Below are 15,466 nucleotides of genomic sequence, written 5' to 3'. Positions count from 1 at the left end.
TCACTCTCCCGGCGTCGGCGGTGTGGTCGGCATCGGCGGCGCGGTGGGCGCCGCGGGCCGTCCGGGCCGTGCCGCGCCACGCAGCACGTACGCCGCGACGCCGAGCACCACGGCGACCACCAGGGCCGCACCCCAGTCCGGCATGCCGAGGGCAAGGACGAGCCCGAGGGCGAGCGCCACGGCCGCCCCCGCGTACAGCGCGGCGGCGCCGGCTCCCGCGTACAGGATCGCCCTGCGGCGCTGCGCCCGCACGCTCGCGGTGAACTCCTCGCGCAGCGTCTCCCGCACGGCGTGCATGACCCGTCCGGCCAGCTCGTCGGCCAGCTGCTCGTTGATGTGTTCGCCCATGCGTTCCATGCGCGCCGGGTACCCGTGCCCCGCGCCGAGTAACGACGGCCGTCGCGCCCGCTTCCGCGAAACGATCACGCGCGCCCGGCCCGTCCGACTAGGCTCCTCCCCATGGAAATCCTGGGAACCACGCTGCGCATCTGCGTCGAGGACCTGGAGGCGCTTGAGTCGACGGTCTCGTTCTACGAGAACCTCACGGGCAGCGAAGCACTGCGGTTCGAGCGCGGCGGGGTCTCCGTGGCCGCGGTCGGCTGCTTCCTGCTCATGAGCGGCCCCAAGGCGGAGATCGACGTGCTGCGCAAGGTCGCGGCGACGATCGCGGTCGCCGATGTCGAGCAGGCCGGCACCCTGCTCACCGCCTCCGGCGCCAAGGTCATCGCGGGCCCGGTGCCGAGCCCGGCGGGCCGCAATCTGATCGCGATGCACCCCGACGGCTCGGTCTTCGAGTACGTGGACCGTCAGGTCCAGCCCGAAGGATCCGCCGCACAGGCCTGACCGGCGGCGCGGCACGTATCCTCGCCCGGGGCACGACGGGCGAAGGACGGTGCACGTGGCGGGCAGCACGGCGGGGTCGGACGAGGGGCGTACGTCCCTGAGCGCACAGGCGCGGGAGGCGGTGCGGCAGCGCATCGTCGACCGCCGCTACCCGATGGGCGCGCGGCTCGTGGAGCGGGAGGTCGCCGAGGAACTGCGGATGTCCCGGGTCCCGGTGCGGGAGGCGCTGCGCGCGCTCGTCGCCGAGGGCCTGCTGGAACTGCTCCCGCGCAGTGGAGTGCGGGTGCGCCGCCTGGAGCGGACCGACGTGCGTCATCTGTACGAGGTGTGGGAGCCGCTCGCCGTACAGGCCTCGCGGCTCGCGGCGCGCGCGCTCACGGCACAGGACCCGCCTTCCCTGGAGCCGCTGCGCGCCTGCCTCGACCGGGCCGAGCGGGCGGCCGCGGCCGACGAGGGCACGCGCGAGGTGGCCGCGCACACCGAGTTCCACGAGGAGATCGTGGCGCTCGGCGGAAACCCGCTGCTCGCCCGCACGATGGAACAGCTCAGCTGGCAGCTGCAGCTGCTGTTCGGGCTGCGCGAGGAGCCCGCGCACATGCGGGCGCAGCACGCGGACATCTTCCGGCACATCGCGGCGGGCGACGAGGAGCTGGCGGCGGCGAGCTCGCTGCTGCACGTGAGGGACAGCCGGGCGGTCGCGCTGAGGTCGCTGTTCGGCGACACCACTTTGTATACCGAGGGTGAGTGAGTCTTCGGGGCGCTTGAGATTCCGTGCGGCACAAACAGGGAATTAAGCCGCATAGATAGAGGCGGCCTTGTCGTGCGCTCGGCGCTGGTATACAAAAAGGCGGGCCAGCTCATCCTCGTAGACCCCCGCCAGGAGCCCCCATGTGCGTCGAGCCCGCCGAGCCGCCGTCCAGCCGACTGACCCGCCGCGGCGTCCTCGCCGCGTCCGCCGTGCTCGCGGGCACCGCGACCGCACTCGGCTCCGGCGCGGCCACGGCATCCGCCGCACCCCGCCGCCCGGCCGCCGCGCCCCGCGCCGGTGACCTGGTCGTCGACGGCGGCACCCTGCTCGACCCGGCCACCGGCGAGGTCACCGAGGACGCGGTCGTCGTGATCCGCGACGGCGTGGTGCGCGCGGCCGGCGCCCGTGGCCGCGTCGACGTGCCCAAGGACGTGCCGCGTCTCGCCGCGCACGGCCGCTGGGTGCTGCCCGGACTCGTCGACGCGCACATCCACCTCAACACCGCGACCGAGGCCCTCGACGCGGTCCGCAAGGGCGCCACCAGCGCGCGCAGCGGCTCCACGAACTTCTACCAGGACATCGCCGTACGGGAGTTGGCCCGCCAGGCACCCGAACTGGCGCCCCGTCTGAAGGCCGCCGGCATCTTCGTCACGCCCGACCTCGGCGACACGGTCCTCGGCGACCCGGACCTCACCCCGCTGGCCCGCCTCAAGGACGGCGTGCGGTCCGCCGAGGCGCTGCGCCGCGTCGTCGAGGTGAACCTCAAGCGCGGCGCCGACGTCATCAAGACGCGGGTCAACGAGCGCGCGGGCCTTGCCGAGCAGGACCCGCTGGAGCAGGTCTACTCGCGCGAGCAGCTGTCCGAGATCGTCGCCGCCGCCAAGCGCGGCGGCAAGGGCGTGCTCTGCCACAGCTACAGCGAGAAGGGCTGCCACGACGCGGTGGTCGCGGGCATCCACTCCCTGGAGCACGGCGCGTTCGTCAGCGAGCGCACGCTGGCCGAGATGCGCCGCCGCGGCACGTTCTTCACCCCGACCCTCGGCGCCATCGCGGGCATGATCGGCTCCGACGACCCGGTCCTCGACGAGCGCGGCCGCACCTATCTGCCGCTGCTCAAGAAGGCGGCGCTGGCCGCGCACGAGATGGGTGTGCCGCTGGCCGCGGGCACGGACTCCTCCGGCGGCACCGTCGACCCGATCGGCGGCGAGGTCGAGCTGATGCACTCGGCGGGGCTGAGCGCACTCGACGCGATCCGTACGGCCACCACCGGCGCGGCGAAGTTGCTCGGCCTCGAGGGCACGGTGGGCCGCCTCGTGCGCGGCAGCGCGGGGGACGTGCTGCTGGTGGACGGCGATCCGCTGGCCGACGTGTCGGTGCTCAAGAGGCCGGTGGGTGTGGTGCGTTCGGGCATCGCGGTCTGAGCGGCGTACGCGGCCACTTTCCCTCGTGTGGTCACCTTCCCATCACCTGACCAGTCACCTTCCCCTCGCACAGTCACCTTCCCCTCGCATTCCCCCTCGAACGAAGGAGAACGGCATGACTCCTCCCCTGTCCCGGCGCGGTGTCCTCGCGGGTGCGGCCTCGATCGGCGGTGCGGCCCTCGGAGCGACGGCGACACCGGCGCAGGCGCAGGCGCAGGCGCAGGCCGCGGAGGCCCGTCGCCCCGCCCGGGCCGTGGTCTTCCGTGACGTCCGGCCCTTCGGCGCCCGGGAGTCCGTGGATCTGACGGTGGTCGACGGGAAGTTCACGGACGGGCCCGCCCCCGCCCACGCGAAGATCGTCGACGGTGGCGGACGGATCGCCCTGCCGTCGCTGGTGGACGCGCACATCCACCCCGACAAGACGACCTGGGGCAGCGACTGGATCTCACGCAAGCCGGCGGACGGCATCGCCGACTACTGCGAGCAGGACGTCGAGGTGTTCCGTACGCAGAAGCGGCCGGTCGGCGAGCGGGCGTACGGCCTGATGGCGCACGCCGTGACCCGCGGCACCCGCGCGATGCGGGCGCACGCGGACGTGGCGCCGGCCTACGGCCTTGCCGGCGTCGAGGGCATCGCGCAGGCGCGGGACCGGCTCGGGGACGCGCTCGACGTGCAGATCGTGGCGTTCCCGCAGCACGGCGTGGTGCGCACGCCGGGCACCGCGGAGCTGTTGAGGACGGCGGCGCGGGACGGGCTCGTCGACATGGTCGGCGGCATCGACCCGATCAGCTTCGACAACGCCATGGACGAGCAGCTCGACCTGCTCTTCGACCTCGCGGACCGCTACGGCGTCGGCGTCGACATCCACCTCCACGACCGCGACGAGAAGGGCACGAAGGTGCTGCGCGGCATCATCGAGCGCACGAGGTCGCTGTCGCTGCGGGGCAAGGTGACGGTGAGCCACGTCTTCTGCCTGCCGCTCTTGAAGGACGCCGAACTGGCCGCCATGGCCAGGGACTTGTCCGACCTTGACATCGCCCTGACCACGGTCGCGCCGAGTGCGGAGCTGGTGCTGCCCATCGCCAAGCTGAAGGAGCGCGGGGTGCGGGTCGGGCTCGGTTCGGACGGGGTGCGCGATTCCTGGAGCCCGTTCGGCAACGCGGACATGCTGCACCGGGCGCACCTCCTCGGCTGGGTCACCGATGTACGCCTCGACGAGGAGCTGGCCGCGTGCTTCACGGCGGGGGCGCATGGCGGTGCGGACGTCATGGGCCTGCCCCGGGTGGAGTTCAAGTCGGGTGACCCGGCAGACTTTGTGCTGGTGCGCGGCGAGTGCGTGCCGCAGGTCGTGGTGGACATGCCGCAGCGGGACGTGGTCGTTCACGGGGGTCATGTGGTGGCGCGCAACGGGGAGTTGGTGTAGCCACCCCGCGGCGCTGCGGAGCCCCGTGCCCACGCCACGGGGCTCCGCCGCCCACCGCTTACGACGACGTCGAATCCGGCCGCATGCGGAACTCATAGCGTGACGGCAACGGCTCCCCCGGCGGAGCCACCGCCGCCCATACCTCCCCAAGCGTCTCCGCCCCCTCACGAAGGTCCGCCACCTCGAACCCTTCGTCGAAGACGGCACGGGCCGCAGCCAAATCCCCCTCCGCGCACAGCAGTTGCGCCTCGATCAAACGGAACCGCCCCCGCCCCCGCGTCGCCGGATGCAGCCGGTCCCACACGCCCCGGGCCACCCCGACCCGCCCCACCGCAAGCAACGCCCCGATCGCCTCCCGCCCAAGGGCCCCGCACACCGCAAGCCACGACTCCCCATCATCACGCCGCTCCGCGCACAGGTCGTCGAACGCCTCCGCGTAGCGATCCGCGGCGCGCTCCACGTTGCCGTCCGCCGCGTCGGCCACCGCGAGGCAACGCAGGAACGGCCATTGCGAGGGCGCCAGTTCGAGCCCACGCTCCCAACTGCGCACCGCCTGCGCCCGATCGCCCGCGTGCCACTGCGCGATCCCCAGGTGGTACTCGGACTGCGGCCGGGCCGGCGCCGTCTCCAACATGTCCCGCCAGTGCGGGGCGACCAGGGTGGGCCCGGGCGGGCCGACCCGCCGCTGCTCCGGGAAGGCGCCCGACTCGAGCAGCTCGCGCCACGGCGCCTGCGCCTCACCGAGCGTCGACTCCTCGAACGGCGTCCCCGTCAACTTCAAGCCCGCACGCAGCACTTCGAGCGCACCCCACCCGGAACCGACCGCGAGCCGCTCCCCCGGCTCCGTGTCCGCGCAGGCCCGCCACGCCTCGTACGCGGCGTCGACGTCGGCACGCGGAAGCGCGTCCTCGAGGCGCCGCTCCACCTCGTCGACCGCGCGAGCCCAACTCCCCCTCGCGTGCACGGAATCGGCGTCCGCCGACAGCGGCCCGTACGCCTCGAGCCAGCTGAACTCCCCCTCCGACTCCAGGCGTACGTGCTCCAACTGCGTGCGCGCGAGCCCGGCCTGGATCTCCGAGTAACCACCCGTGCCGGGCTCGGTCAGCCACTCCTGCCAGCGCCGCCCACCCGCCCCCGCGCCCCACACGAACAGCTTCCGGCCGCGCAGCAGATCGGTCGACGTCTGCACCAGGCCCCGCCCGGCGTCGTCGAGCGCGGCGATCCAGCGGCGCCGCCCGTCCTCGACCTCGTAGAAGTAGTCGGCGGGGAACTCACTGTTGAGCGGGTACGTGCGGTCCACTCCCCCGTGCTCCGGCACAGGCACCCGGCTCAACGTCTGCTCGTACGCGAAGTACCAGGCCTCGTCGGCCGGCGCGAGCACCCGGTGCTCCTCGGGCACCGCGATGTTGGACCACCAGTAGGTGGGCGCGGGCTTCTCGTGCGGATTGCGGACGCGTACCCCTACGTACAGGAAGTCGGAGCCCTCGGGCAGCCACAGGTCGACCTGGAACGGGAGGTCGCGCAGCCGTTCCCACTCCCACAGGCGCAGCATGTCGCCGCCGTCGGGGGCAGTCACGCGCGCGGCGTGCAGCGGTGCGCAGGACAGGGCGGTGTGACCGGTCGCGCCGATGTTCCACTCGATGCCGCCGGAGAACCAGGCGCCGTTGAGCGCGAAGTCGGCGGGCTGGAACACCGGGTTGCGGTACAGGAGTTCGCGTTCGGTCGGCTTGTGGAAGAGGGATGCGATGCGGCCACCGAGGCCCGGCAGCACCGTCACCCGCAGCCGGTCGTTCTCGATCACGATCGTGTCCAGGTCGACCGGCTCCCGGTCGCGCCCGTACCCGTCACGGATCCGCTCGGGCAGCACGCTGCGCAGCGGCCGGTAGCCGACCTGCCGGGCCATGTCGAGCGGCATGTCCTCCTTGGCGCGCTCGTCGACCTCGTGCATCTCGTCGAGTGGCCGCAGCGGCGGCAGCGGATTGTCCGGGCCCAGGTGCACGCCCGGCAGGGTCAGTACCGCACGGCGGATCTCGGTCACGTGTGCCTCCCGTCGCCAGGGGACGCGGCCCGCCCCGATGACCATCGAACAGGGTCCCGCAGGAGCTGACCAGGGTGTCCTCCGGTCAGGATTACGCAAAGCCGGAAAGCCAGATCGCGGCGGAGCTGCCAGGAAGAGCCCGGGAAGGAGGGCCGGAGGGGCCGGGAAGGAGGGCCGGAGGGGCCGGGAAGGGGGCCGCGTCGGGCGCCCCGATATTCCGTGGGCATCCCGCCCTCCCCGACGTACGCTGGCTCTTTCCTGCCCTCACCGCGACCGGCCGGCAGGCAGTACGTACGCCCGAGGAGAACGCACCACCATGGCCGAGAGCCACACCTACCGAGTCATCGTCCGCGCCACCTTCGAGGATCTCACCGACCCGGCGCGGGAGCGGCTGCTCGCCGAGGTCGCCGAGCACGAGGGCATCGCCGGCATGAAGTTCGGCCCCGAGGGCTCGCTCGCGTACGACCGCACGCTCAAGCACTTCTCCATGCGCTACGTCGTCGAGTCCGACCCGGACGACGGCGAGGAGATGGCGGCGGCGCTCGCGGAGGAGAAGGCGGAGGCGTACCTGAAGGAGCGCGGCTACGGGCACGGGGCGCTGCGCTCGACGGTGACCGACATGGACACCATGAAGGTCAACCGGAAGTCGCGCCGCTAGTCCGTTTCGTCATCTCGGCCGTGAGCGCCCACCGTTCGTGGTCGCGCCAGGCGCCGTCGATGAAGAGGAAGTCCGGCGAGAGCCCCTCCAGGCGGAAACCGGCCCGGCGGGCCAGCGCGATCGACGCCGTGTTGCCGGGCTGCACATTGATCTCCAGACGGTGCAGCCCGAGCGGGCCGAACGCCTGCCGGACGACGAGATCGAGTCCCTCGGACATCAGGCCGCGCCCGGCCGCGTGCGCGAAGGCGCCGTAGCCGAGGGCGCCGCACCGGAAGGCGCCGAGCACCACGTTGTTGATGTTGATGAACCCGGCGAGGGCACCGCTCGCATCGCCGTCCCGCTCGTACACCAGGAACCCGTGCCGGGTCGGGTCCTCGATGAGGCGCCCCGCGTACTCCGTGTAGGCCGTGGCGTTGGTCGGCGGGAACAGCCAGGGCCTGTGCAGTTCGACGCTCTCGCGCGCGCGGGCCGTGAACTCGGCGACATCGGACGCGTCGAGGGAGTAGGGGCGGATGCCCACGCGGGCGCCCAAAGCGCGGAGTTCTGCCATCGGGCCAGCTTAAGAAGCGGTTGACCGGCCCCGATGCCGGGGTCGGCGATCACACCATCCCGCTTGCTCACGTCTGCTACTTACGTCTGCGCGACACGAAATAGCCCCCGCAGATCGCTCCGATGACCGCCGTGATCAGCAGCGCCAGGTACAGCGGCACGGTGACTTCGGGGATCAGCAGCCGGATCTTCACGTGCCGGGTGTTCTCGAAGATGAAGACCAGGCCGAGGACGGCCAGGACCAGCACGCCGATCCTGGCCGGGGTGAACGCGCCGGCGCCGCTGCCGCTCGAGGAGCTCTGACCGCCCTTGGGGCTCATCGGTGGACCCTTCCGTCGTTCCCCCGGAGGCCGGACGCCGCCTCCCCTGCCAAGGATGTCCGGGGAAGCGGGGCGAACGCACAGGTCAGGGGCCCGTACGGGTGACGGCCCCTGAGGCTACTGGGGCACCACGGGCAGCTGCACCGTCCCCGTGTCGTCCGGGGAGCTGGTGACGGTGACCGGCTTGATCCCCTTGTTGCCGCCGTACGCGTCGTCGCTCGCGGCGATCACGAACCGGATCCGGTGCCCCTTCTCGTAGCGGTGCACGATGCCCGGCAGGGAGACCGTGAAGGGGCGGGTGACGTCGGGCACGCGGACCGGGGCGACGAGCCGGTGCACCAGCGTCTTCGAGCCGTCGGGCGCCACGTCGTACAGCTTCGCGAAGAGCACCAGCTTGTCGGCGGCGTCGCCGGAGTTCTGCACGCGCTCCGTCTTCGGCGAGATCACCTTGAGCGTCGCCTTCGGGGCGCCGACGACATCGGTGGCGGCGGTCAGCGGTTCGGTGGTCCAGTCGAGGTGGGTGCCCTTTGTGTCGTACGGGGCCGGGTCGGACAGGCCGATGAGGCCGGCGAGCGAGGACTCGGAGTGGCTGGTCGGGACGAGCCAGTTCCGGTACTCGCGGCTGCCGCGGGCCACCTTCTTCCGGTTGTCGACGAGCTTTCCGTCGCCGGACAGGTACAGCGCGCGGTTCAGGGCGGGGACGCTCGACGCGGTCGCGTACGTCCCGTTCGGGTCGGTGATCCAGTCGCGGTAGTAGGCGAACGCGGGCCCGGTGTCGGTGCCGTCCTTCTTGTGCAGATACCGGTCGAACCAGGAGAGCACCCGTCGCCCTACATAGCTGGTCTCCAGGTTCCCCTCGGAGAGGTTGAGTTCACCGGCGGCCGGGTCGGTGAGGCCGCCGCTGTGGCCCCAGGACTGCCAGATCATCTTGGCGGGGGTGCCCTGGGCGGCGAGCGTGTCGTACGTCGCCCGGGCCTCGTTCAGGTTGAACAGCGAGTCGGCCTGCCCCTGCACGAGCAGCGTCGGCGCCTTCACCTGCTTCAGGTACGACACCGGGGACACGCTGCGGGCGTAGGAGAGGAGCCGCTGGGTCTCGGCGGCCGGGTAGCGGCCGGAGTTGAGGGTGCGGATCGTGTCGCAGGCGTCGTCGACGAAGTGCAGACAGCTGAGCTTGTTGATGCGGGAGGGGTCAAGGGACGGGGAGAGCAGCGGCTGGCCCTCGCCGATGAGGTAGAAGCCGTTCGTCCACTGCCATTTGAAGGCGCCGGGGACGTCGGCGGCCGCGGGGCCCTGCGCGTTCTGCGGGTCGAGGGAGTACGCGAGGTCGTTCCAGGTGATCAGTGGGACGAGCGCGTCGACGCGGTGGTCGACGGCGGCCGTGGCCATCTGGATGGCGCCGCCGTACGAGCCGCCGATCATGCCGACGCGCGGGTCGCCCTTCTTGTCTGCGGTCACGTAGTCGATCTTCGTGCCGTCGTCGGCGGCGCGGGTGCCCGCGAGGAGGTCGATGAGGGCGGAGGCGGCCTTGCCGTCGATGCGGGGGTCGTCGAGCGAGACCAGGCAGCCGGACTTGCCGAAGCCGAGGCCGGAGTAGGCGAGCGATACGTAGCCGCGCTGGGCGAAGGCCTTGGCGCTCGCATCGGTGGAGCCGTCGGCCTTGCTGCCGCCGAAGCCGTTCGTGGTGAGCACGGCGGGCGCGGGGTGCGCGGCGTCGACGCCTGCGGGGCGGTAGAGGTCGGCGTCGACGGTGCAGGTGCGGCCGCCGGCGTCGACGGTGAGCTTCAGGGGCGTGACCGTGACCTCGGGAGCGGGGGCCGCGGTGGCGGGTGCGGCCAGGATGGCTGCGGCGATGACGGACAGGGCGGCGGCGAGCGTGATGCGGGATCTGAGCACGGCGACCTCCACGGTGCGGGTGCCTTACCGGCGGGTAGCGGTGAGCGCGGAGCCATCGTGTGGCACGTGTCATCAAGGAGCAATGACCGTGCCGGGTGAATCTCCGCGTTTGGGCGGAGATTCCGTGAAGTGGGTGATCACGGTGGGGTGCGCCCCGGCCACGGGGCTCCGCCCCGGACCCCGCTGCTCAAGCGCCGCAGGGGCTTGATTTGGCACATCGGGTGGCCGCCACCGCCTTGGGCAATCTGCCGCCTTGGGCGGCAGGGTGGGCAAGGCGGCCCCCGGTGCCGCGCAACAGGTCCGAGGGCCTCAGCCACGGGTCAGGTCAACGCGGGCACGTCCAGCGTCAAGGTACCGGCGCCGGCGTCCAGTTCACCCGAAACCCCCAGCGGCAGCGTCAACGCCCCGTCGCAGTGGCCGAACCCGAACTCCTCCGCCACCGGAACCCCGAGCCCGCCCAACCGATCCGCGAGCAGCGCGCGCAGCGGGTCGCAGTCCGCCCAGGAACCGAGAAGGATCCCGGTCACACCGTCCAGCAGACCCCCACGCAGAAGTTGGGTGAGGTAGCGGTCGATCCGGTACGCCTCCTCGCCCACGTCCTCCAGACACAGCAACCCACCCCGCGCCGAGGCCCGCGCCCCCGCCGCACCGAGATCCGCCGCGAGCAACGAGAGACAGCCGCCCAGGGTGACCCCCCGCGCCGTACCGGGCACGAGCACACCCCGGGCCTCCCCCGCGGAGATCACCCGCACCGTCTCGGGCTCGAACAGCGTTGCCCGCAGATGCTCCTGCGCCCGCGCGTTCTTGAGGAAGTCGGCCGTGGCCACCATCGGCCCGTGCAACGTACTCACACCGAGCCGCACCGCGAACGCCTCGTGCAGCGCGGTGATGTCGCTGTAGCCGACGAACACCTTGGGCGGCACCGCCCGCATCGCGTCCCAGTCGAGGAGGTCGACCATCCGCTGCGCCCCGTAGCCGCCGCGGGCACAGAGGACGGCGTCCACGCCCGGGTCGCACCAGGCCCGCTGAAGATCGGCCGCCCGGTCGGCGTCCGTGCCGGCGAGGTAGTCGAACTCCTCGTGGGTGTCCAGGACATGAGGGGCCACGACCGGCTCCAGGTCCCAGCCGCGCAGAATGTCGAGGCCGGTCTGGAGCGCCTCCTCGGGCACCGGCCCGCTGGGCGCGACGACGGCGACCCGCGCGCCCGAAGCCAGCCGCCCCGGACGGCGCAGTGGCCTCACTTGGTCAGCTCAAGGGTGGGAACACCGGTCGCATGGAGCCCGAACGCCTGGGCGTACAGGGAGAGTTCCGACTCCAGGGCGCGGACCATCGTGTCCGCCCGGCGGAACCCGTGGCCCTCGCCCTCGAAGGCGATGTACGCGTGCGGCACCCGCCGCCCCTCGCTCTCCACCCGCTCCAGGAACCGCTCGCACTGGACCGGCGGGCAGATCACGTCGTCGAGGCCCTGGAGAAGCAGGAACGGGGCCGTCAGGCGGTCGGCGTGCTCGGCCGGTGAGCGCTCCGCGTAGCGCGCGGGCACCTCGGCGAGCGGGCCGACGAGCGACTCCAGGTACTGGGACTCGAAGTCGTGGGTCTCCCCCTCGGCCCAGCCGGCGAGGTCGAGGATGGGGTAGATGATCGTTCCGCAGGCGTAGACGTCCGTGCTGGTCAGGGATGCCGCGCTGGTCCAGCCTCCGGCGCTGCCGCCGCGGATGGCGAGCCGCTCGCGGTCGGCGGTGCCCTCCTCGGCGAGGGCGAGCGCGACGGCCGCGCAGTCCTCGACGTCGACCACGCCCCACTGCTCGCGCAGCCGGTTGCGGTACTCCCGCCCGTATCCGGTGGACCCGCCGTAGTTGACCTCCGCGACGCCGATGCCGCGCGACGTGAAGTAGGCGATCTCCAGGTCGAGTACGAGGGGTGCGTGGCTGGTGGGGCCGCCGTGCGCCCACACGACGTACGGCGGGAGCTCGTCGTCGGGGGCCACGTGGGTGGGGCTGTGCGGCGGGTAGATGTGGGCGTGGACGTCCCGCCCGTCGGGGCCGCTGAAGGTGCGGATCTGCGGTTCCGGGTAGTACGCGGGGTCGACCGGGTCGTCGTGCGCCGCGCCGATCACGCGCGTGTGCCCGGTGCCGGTGTCGAGCTCGACGACCTCGGGCGCGGTCCGCGGGCTCGCGGCGACGCCCACGACGCGGCTGCCGTGCACGGCGAGCGTGGACGACCACGCCGTCCAGGGCCCTGCCGTGTCGACGACCTCGCCGGTCTCCGGGTCGAGGATGCCGAGCGCGGTGGCTCCGACGCCGTGCACGACGGCGATGAGCCCGGCCTCGAGCGGCTTGAACCAGCTCAGGCCGAGCTTCCACATCGGCCCGCCGAACTCCTCGTCGCGGGCGCACAGCGGCCGTTCCCTGGTGAGCAGGCCCGGCAGGGCTCCGGGATCCGGCGGCCCACCCGGCGCGGGCGCCGACTGCACGTCGAGCCGGTACAGGTTCCACCAGCCGCTGCGGTCACTGGAGAACAGCAGCCCGCCGTCGAGCGCCCACTCGACCTGGCAGACGGACTCCTCGGCGCCGCCCGCCACGGTCCGCGCCGGGCCGAAGGAGCCGTCGCCGTCGACCTCCGCGAGCAGCAGTTCCGTACCGTCCCACGGCATCCGCGGGTGGTCCCAGGCGATCCACGCGGCGCGCCGCCCGTCGGGCGAGAGCCGCGCGGTCGTGACGAACCGGTGGGCGTCGTCGGTGAGTTCACGCACCGCGGCCCGGTCCTCGGCCGCCGAGCCGTCGAGCGGGACGGCCGCCACCAGGCGTCGCAGGTCGCCGGGGCCCTCGCCGGTGAACTCCTCCAGAACGCACCACACTTCGCCGCGCTCGACGTGCAGCTGCGGGTCGACCCAGCGCAGTCCGCCGCCGATGTCCGAGACGGGGGTGAGCGGACGCGGCCCGGCGCCGGGGGCGTCGGGTTCGTACGCGTACAGGCGCTGGTCGGCGAAGTTCACGAAGACCACGAGGGGGCCGCCCACGGGACGCTCGGCCCCGGTCCAGGGGCGGCCGCCGTACTCGATGACGCGGCTGCGCACGTTCCACGGCGCGGGCAGCACGGACTGCTCCGTGCCGTCGGCCAGACGGCGCACCAGGGCGCGGCGGCCCGCCTCGGTGGGCCGGGGCTCCGTCCACCAGGCCTCGGCGCCGACGAAGCCGACGTACTCGGGCTGCCCGTCGTGCGCCGCCGCCAGTGCGGCGTCGATCGGCGACGGCCAGGATCCGTACTCTCGGGTGTGCAGCATCTCGTCCCCGCCCCGCATTTGTCCGGTGGCCCCCATGTTCTTCGCGTCCGCCATCTTTTCCTAGTCCGTGTCCCTGCGGGTGTTTCTACTGATACGTGTGCGGGCGCTCAGGCCGTGCGCAGGAATCTGTCGAGTACGCGTACCCCGAAGTGCAGCGCCTCCACCGGAACCCGCTCGTCCACGCCGTGGAACAGCGCCTGGTAGTCGAAGCCCTCGGGCAGCTTGAGCGGGGCGAAGCCGTAGCCGGTGATGCCGAGCCGGGAGAACTGCTTGGCGTCCGTGCCGCCCGACATGCAGTACGGGACGACGTGCCCCTCGGGCGCGAACTCCTCGACGGCCGCCCGCATCTTGGCGTAGGCGGGCGAGTCGACCGGCGCCTGCAGCGCGACCTCGCGGTGGTGGTACTCCCAGTCGACGTCGGGCCCGGTGAGCCGGTCGAGGGTGGCCTTGAACTCGTCCTCGCCGCCCGGCAGATAGCGCCCGTCGATGTGCGCCGTGGCCTCCCCCGGAATCACGTTGATCTTGTACCCGGCGGACAGCATCGTCGGGTTGGCGCTGTTGCGGACCGTCGGCTCGACCAGGGAGGCGGCCGGGCCGAGCGCCGCGAGCAGCGCGTCCACGTCGAAGTCCGGCGCGTCCACATCGGCCCGGATGCCGTACAGCGCGGCCATCTCGGTCAGCGCGGCACGCACCGTCGGCGTGAGCCGCACCGGCCACTCGTGCTCGTCGATCCGGGCGACCGCGGCGGCGAGCCGGCCCACCGCGTTGGCCTTGTTGACCTTGGAGCCGTGGCCCGCCCTGCCGCGCGCGGTGAGCTTCAGCCAGCCGGTGCCGCGCTCCCCCGCCGCGATCGGGTACAGCTGCTTGCCGCTGCCGTCGTGGAAGGTGAAGGCGCCGGACTCGCTGATGCCTTCCGTACAGCCCTCGAAGAGGTCGGGGTGCTGGTCGGTGAGGAAGCCGGAACCGTCCTCGGCGCTGGCCTCCTCGTCGGCGGTGAAGGCGATGACGATGTCCCGCCGCGGCCGGAAGCCGACGCGCGCCCACTGGCGTACGGTCGCCAGGATCATCGCGTCCATGTTCTTCATGTCGACCGCGCCGCGGCCCCACACGACGCCGTCGCGCACCTCGCCGGAGAACGGGTCCATGCTCCAGTCGGCCGCCTCTGCGGGCACGACGTCCAGGTGACCGTGGACGAGCAGGGCGTCGGCGGTGGGGTCGGTGCCCTCGATGCGGGCGACGACGTTGCCGCGGCCCGCGGTCCGCTCCAGGATCGTCGGCTTCAGGCCCGCCTCGGAGAGTTTCTCGGCCGCGTACTCGGCGGCGGGCCGCTCCTGGCAGTCGCCCCCGCCGCGGTTCGTGGTGTCGATGCGGATCAGCTCGGAGGTGAACGCGACGACCTCGTCCAGCGCCTGCTGGTCCACGCCCCCCAGGGATGCGACACCGGTTGCCACAGTCTGCTCAGCCATACTGTTCCTCCACCGCGGCCGAGGCGATCGTGGTGACCGCCTTGAAGGTGCGGATGCCCTCGTACATGGTCTCGTGGGTGTACGCGATCCTGCGCTCGCCGATCTGCTGGACGCCCGGTACGACGGTCGAGGCCATGGCGAGGTGCTCGGCGTCGAACTCCACCTGGATCGTGAACGGCCCGCCCTGCACCGGCTCGTGGCGCACCGCTATCGACGCGGCGTCCTTGGCGGCGGCCCGGATGTCGGCTGCGGTCCGCGCGGGGGTGCGGCAGACGGCCGCGTACCGGGAGACGTGGTCCTTGACGGCGACCTTGCGGGCCTCGGGCGCGTATCCGAGCGCGTCGTCGCACGCGTGGTCGTCGCCGGTGACGAGGACGACGGGCACCCCGTACTCGGCCACCACATGCGCGTTGAGCAGGCCTTCGCTCGCCCGCACATCGTTGACCCAGACGCCCGTGATCTGGTTCGCCAGGTAGGTGTGCGCGAGCACACCCTCCATGCCGGCGCCCGCGTGGTAGCCGATGAACGCGATGGCGTCGACGTCGCCGTGCTGGACGCCCTCCACCATGGACAGCGACTTGTGCCGCCCGGTGAGCATCTGCACCCGCTCGTCGAGCTGTTCGAGGAGCAGATTGCGCATCGTCCAGTGCGCCTCGTTGATCAGCACCTCGTCGGCTCCGCCGTCGAAGAAGCCGAGCGCCGCCGCGTTCACATCCGACGTGAACATGGAACGGCAGCGCTCCCACTGCGGTGTGCCGGGGAGGACGTCCGCGGGCCACGTGACGCCCGTGGCACCCTCCATGTCGGCGCTGATGAGGATCTTCATG

Annotated in this window: 14 protein-coding genes; 5 read left to right on the top strand and 9 right to left on the bottom strand. The window is 72.3% G+C overall.

Going from position 1 to position 15,466, the window contains the following annotated elements:
* A complete protein-coding gene (locus ACYSUO_RS30340; protein WP_461779408.1) occupies positions 1-357 on the bottom strand; it encodes a phage holin family protein in 357 nt (118 codons plus the stop codon).
* Positions 358-459: 102 nt separating this feature from the next.
* On the opposite strand from ACYSUO_RS30340, the gene ACYSUO_RS30335 reads away from it, so the two are divergent.
* The 4 genes from ACYSUO_RS30335 (at position 460) to ACYSUO_RS30320 (ending at position 4,435) form a co-directional block, all read left to right on the top strand.
* Positions 460-843 carry a VOC family protein gene (locus tag ACYSUO_RS30335; RefSeq protein ID WP_461779407.1) on the top strand — a complete coding sequence of 128 codons (384 nt, stop codon included), beginning with the start codon at positions 460-462 and terminating at the stop codon, positions 841-843.
* A gap of 55 nt (positions 844-898) precedes the next feature.
* Positions 899-1,591, top strand: coding sequence for a GntR family transcriptional regulator (locus ACYSUO_RS30330; RefSeq protein WP_403720195.1), 693 nt, complete (start codon positions 899-901; stop codon positions 1,589-1,591).
* Positions 1,592-1,731: 140 nt separating this feature from the next.
* The gene (locus ACYSUO_RS30325) at positions 1,732-3,012 is read left to right on the top strand and encodes an amidohydrolase family protein (RefSeq protein WP_461779406.1); all 1,281 of its coding nucleotides are present in this window, start codon (positions 1,732-1,734) and stop codon (positions 3,010-3,012) included.
* 115 nt (positions 3,013-3,127) lie between these two features.
* A complete protein-coding gene (locus ACYSUO_RS30320) occupies positions 3,128-4,435 on the top strand; it encodes an amidohydrolase (RefSeq protein ID WP_461779405.1) in 1,308 nt (435 codons plus the stop codon).
* A 58-nt stretch (positions 4,436-4,493) separates the two neighbouring features.
* Here ACYSUO_RS30320 and ACYSUO_RS30315 read toward each other — a convergent pair whose 3' ends face one another.
* On the bottom strand, positions 4,494-6,473 hold the full coding sequence (locus tag ACYSUO_RS30315) for a DUF5107 domain-containing protein (RefSeq protein WP_461779404.1): 1,980 nt from the start codon (positions 6,471-6,473) through the stop codon (positions 4,494-4,496).
* Between the two features lie 316 nt (positions 6,474-6,789).
* Between ACYSUO_RS30315 and ACYSUO_RS30310 the strand changes: the two genes are divergently transcribed.
* Positions 6,790-7,131, top strand: coding sequence for a DUF6204 family protein (locus ACYSUO_RS30310; protein WP_461779403.1), 342 nt, complete (start codon positions 6,790-6,792; stop codon positions 7,129-7,131).
* Here the strand turns inward: ACYSUO_RS30310 and ACYSUO_RS30305 are convergent.
* The 7 genes from ACYSUO_RS30305 to ACYSUO_RS30275 form a co-directional block, all read right to left on the bottom strand.
* A complete protein-coding gene (locus ACYSUO_RS30305; protein WP_461779402.1) occupies positions 7,109-7,681 on the bottom strand; it encodes a GNAT family N-acetyltransferase in 573 nt (190 codons plus the stop codon). The genes ACYSUO_RS30310 and ACYSUO_RS30305 overlap by 23 nt on opposite strands.
* 76 nt (positions 7,682-7,757) lie before the next feature.
* Complete coding sequence (locus ACYSUO_RS30300; protein ID WP_461779401.1) at positions 7,758-8,000, bottom strand: LapA family protein; 243 nt, start codon at positions 7,998-8,000, stop codon at positions 7,758-7,760.
* Positions 8,001-8,117: 117 nt separating this feature from the next.
* Positions 8,118-9,893: a CocE/NonD family hydrolase gene (locus tag ACYSUO_RS30295; protein ID WP_461779400.1), complete on the bottom strand. Its 1,776-nt coding sequence runs from the start codon at positions 9,891-9,893 to the stop codon at positions 8,118-8,120.
* 320 nt (positions 9,894-10,213) lie between these two features.
* Entirely contained in the window at positions 10,214-11,134 is a 921-nt protein-coding gene (locus tag ACYSUO_RS30290; protein ID WP_461779399.1) for a S66 peptidase family protein, read from the bottom strand.
* On the bottom strand, positions 11,131-13,173 hold the full coding sequence (locus ACYSUO_RS30285; RefSeq protein WP_461779482.1) for a prolyl oligopeptidase family serine peptidase: 2,043 nt from the start codon (positions 13,171-13,173) through the stop codon (positions 11,131-11,133). Before ACYSUO_RS30285 ends, ACYSUO_RS30290 begins: the two co-directional genes overlap by 4 nt.
* A 107-nt stretch (positions 13,174-13,280) precedes the next feature.
* Complete coding sequence (locus ACYSUO_RS30280) at positions 13,281-14,639, bottom strand: M20/M25/M40 family metallo-hydrolase (RefSeq protein ID WP_461779398.1); 1,359 nt, start codon at positions 14,637-14,639, stop codon at positions 13,281-13,283.
* On the bottom strand, positions 14,632-15,465 hold the full coding sequence (locus tag ACYSUO_RS30275; RefSeq protein ID WP_327672406.1) for a M55 family metallopeptidase: 834 nt from the start codon (positions 15,463-15,465) through the stop codon (positions 14,632-14,634). The genes ACYSUO_RS30280 and ACYSUO_RS30275 overlap by 8 nt, the downstream gene beginning before the upstream one ends.
* Position 15,466: the final 1 nt, after the last annotated feature.

Source organism: Streptomyces sp. UC4497 (genome assembly GCF_054871485.1).
The sequence above is the reverse complement of the archived record's forward strand: the minus strand, read 5'-3'. Positions and strand labels throughout refer to the sequence as shown.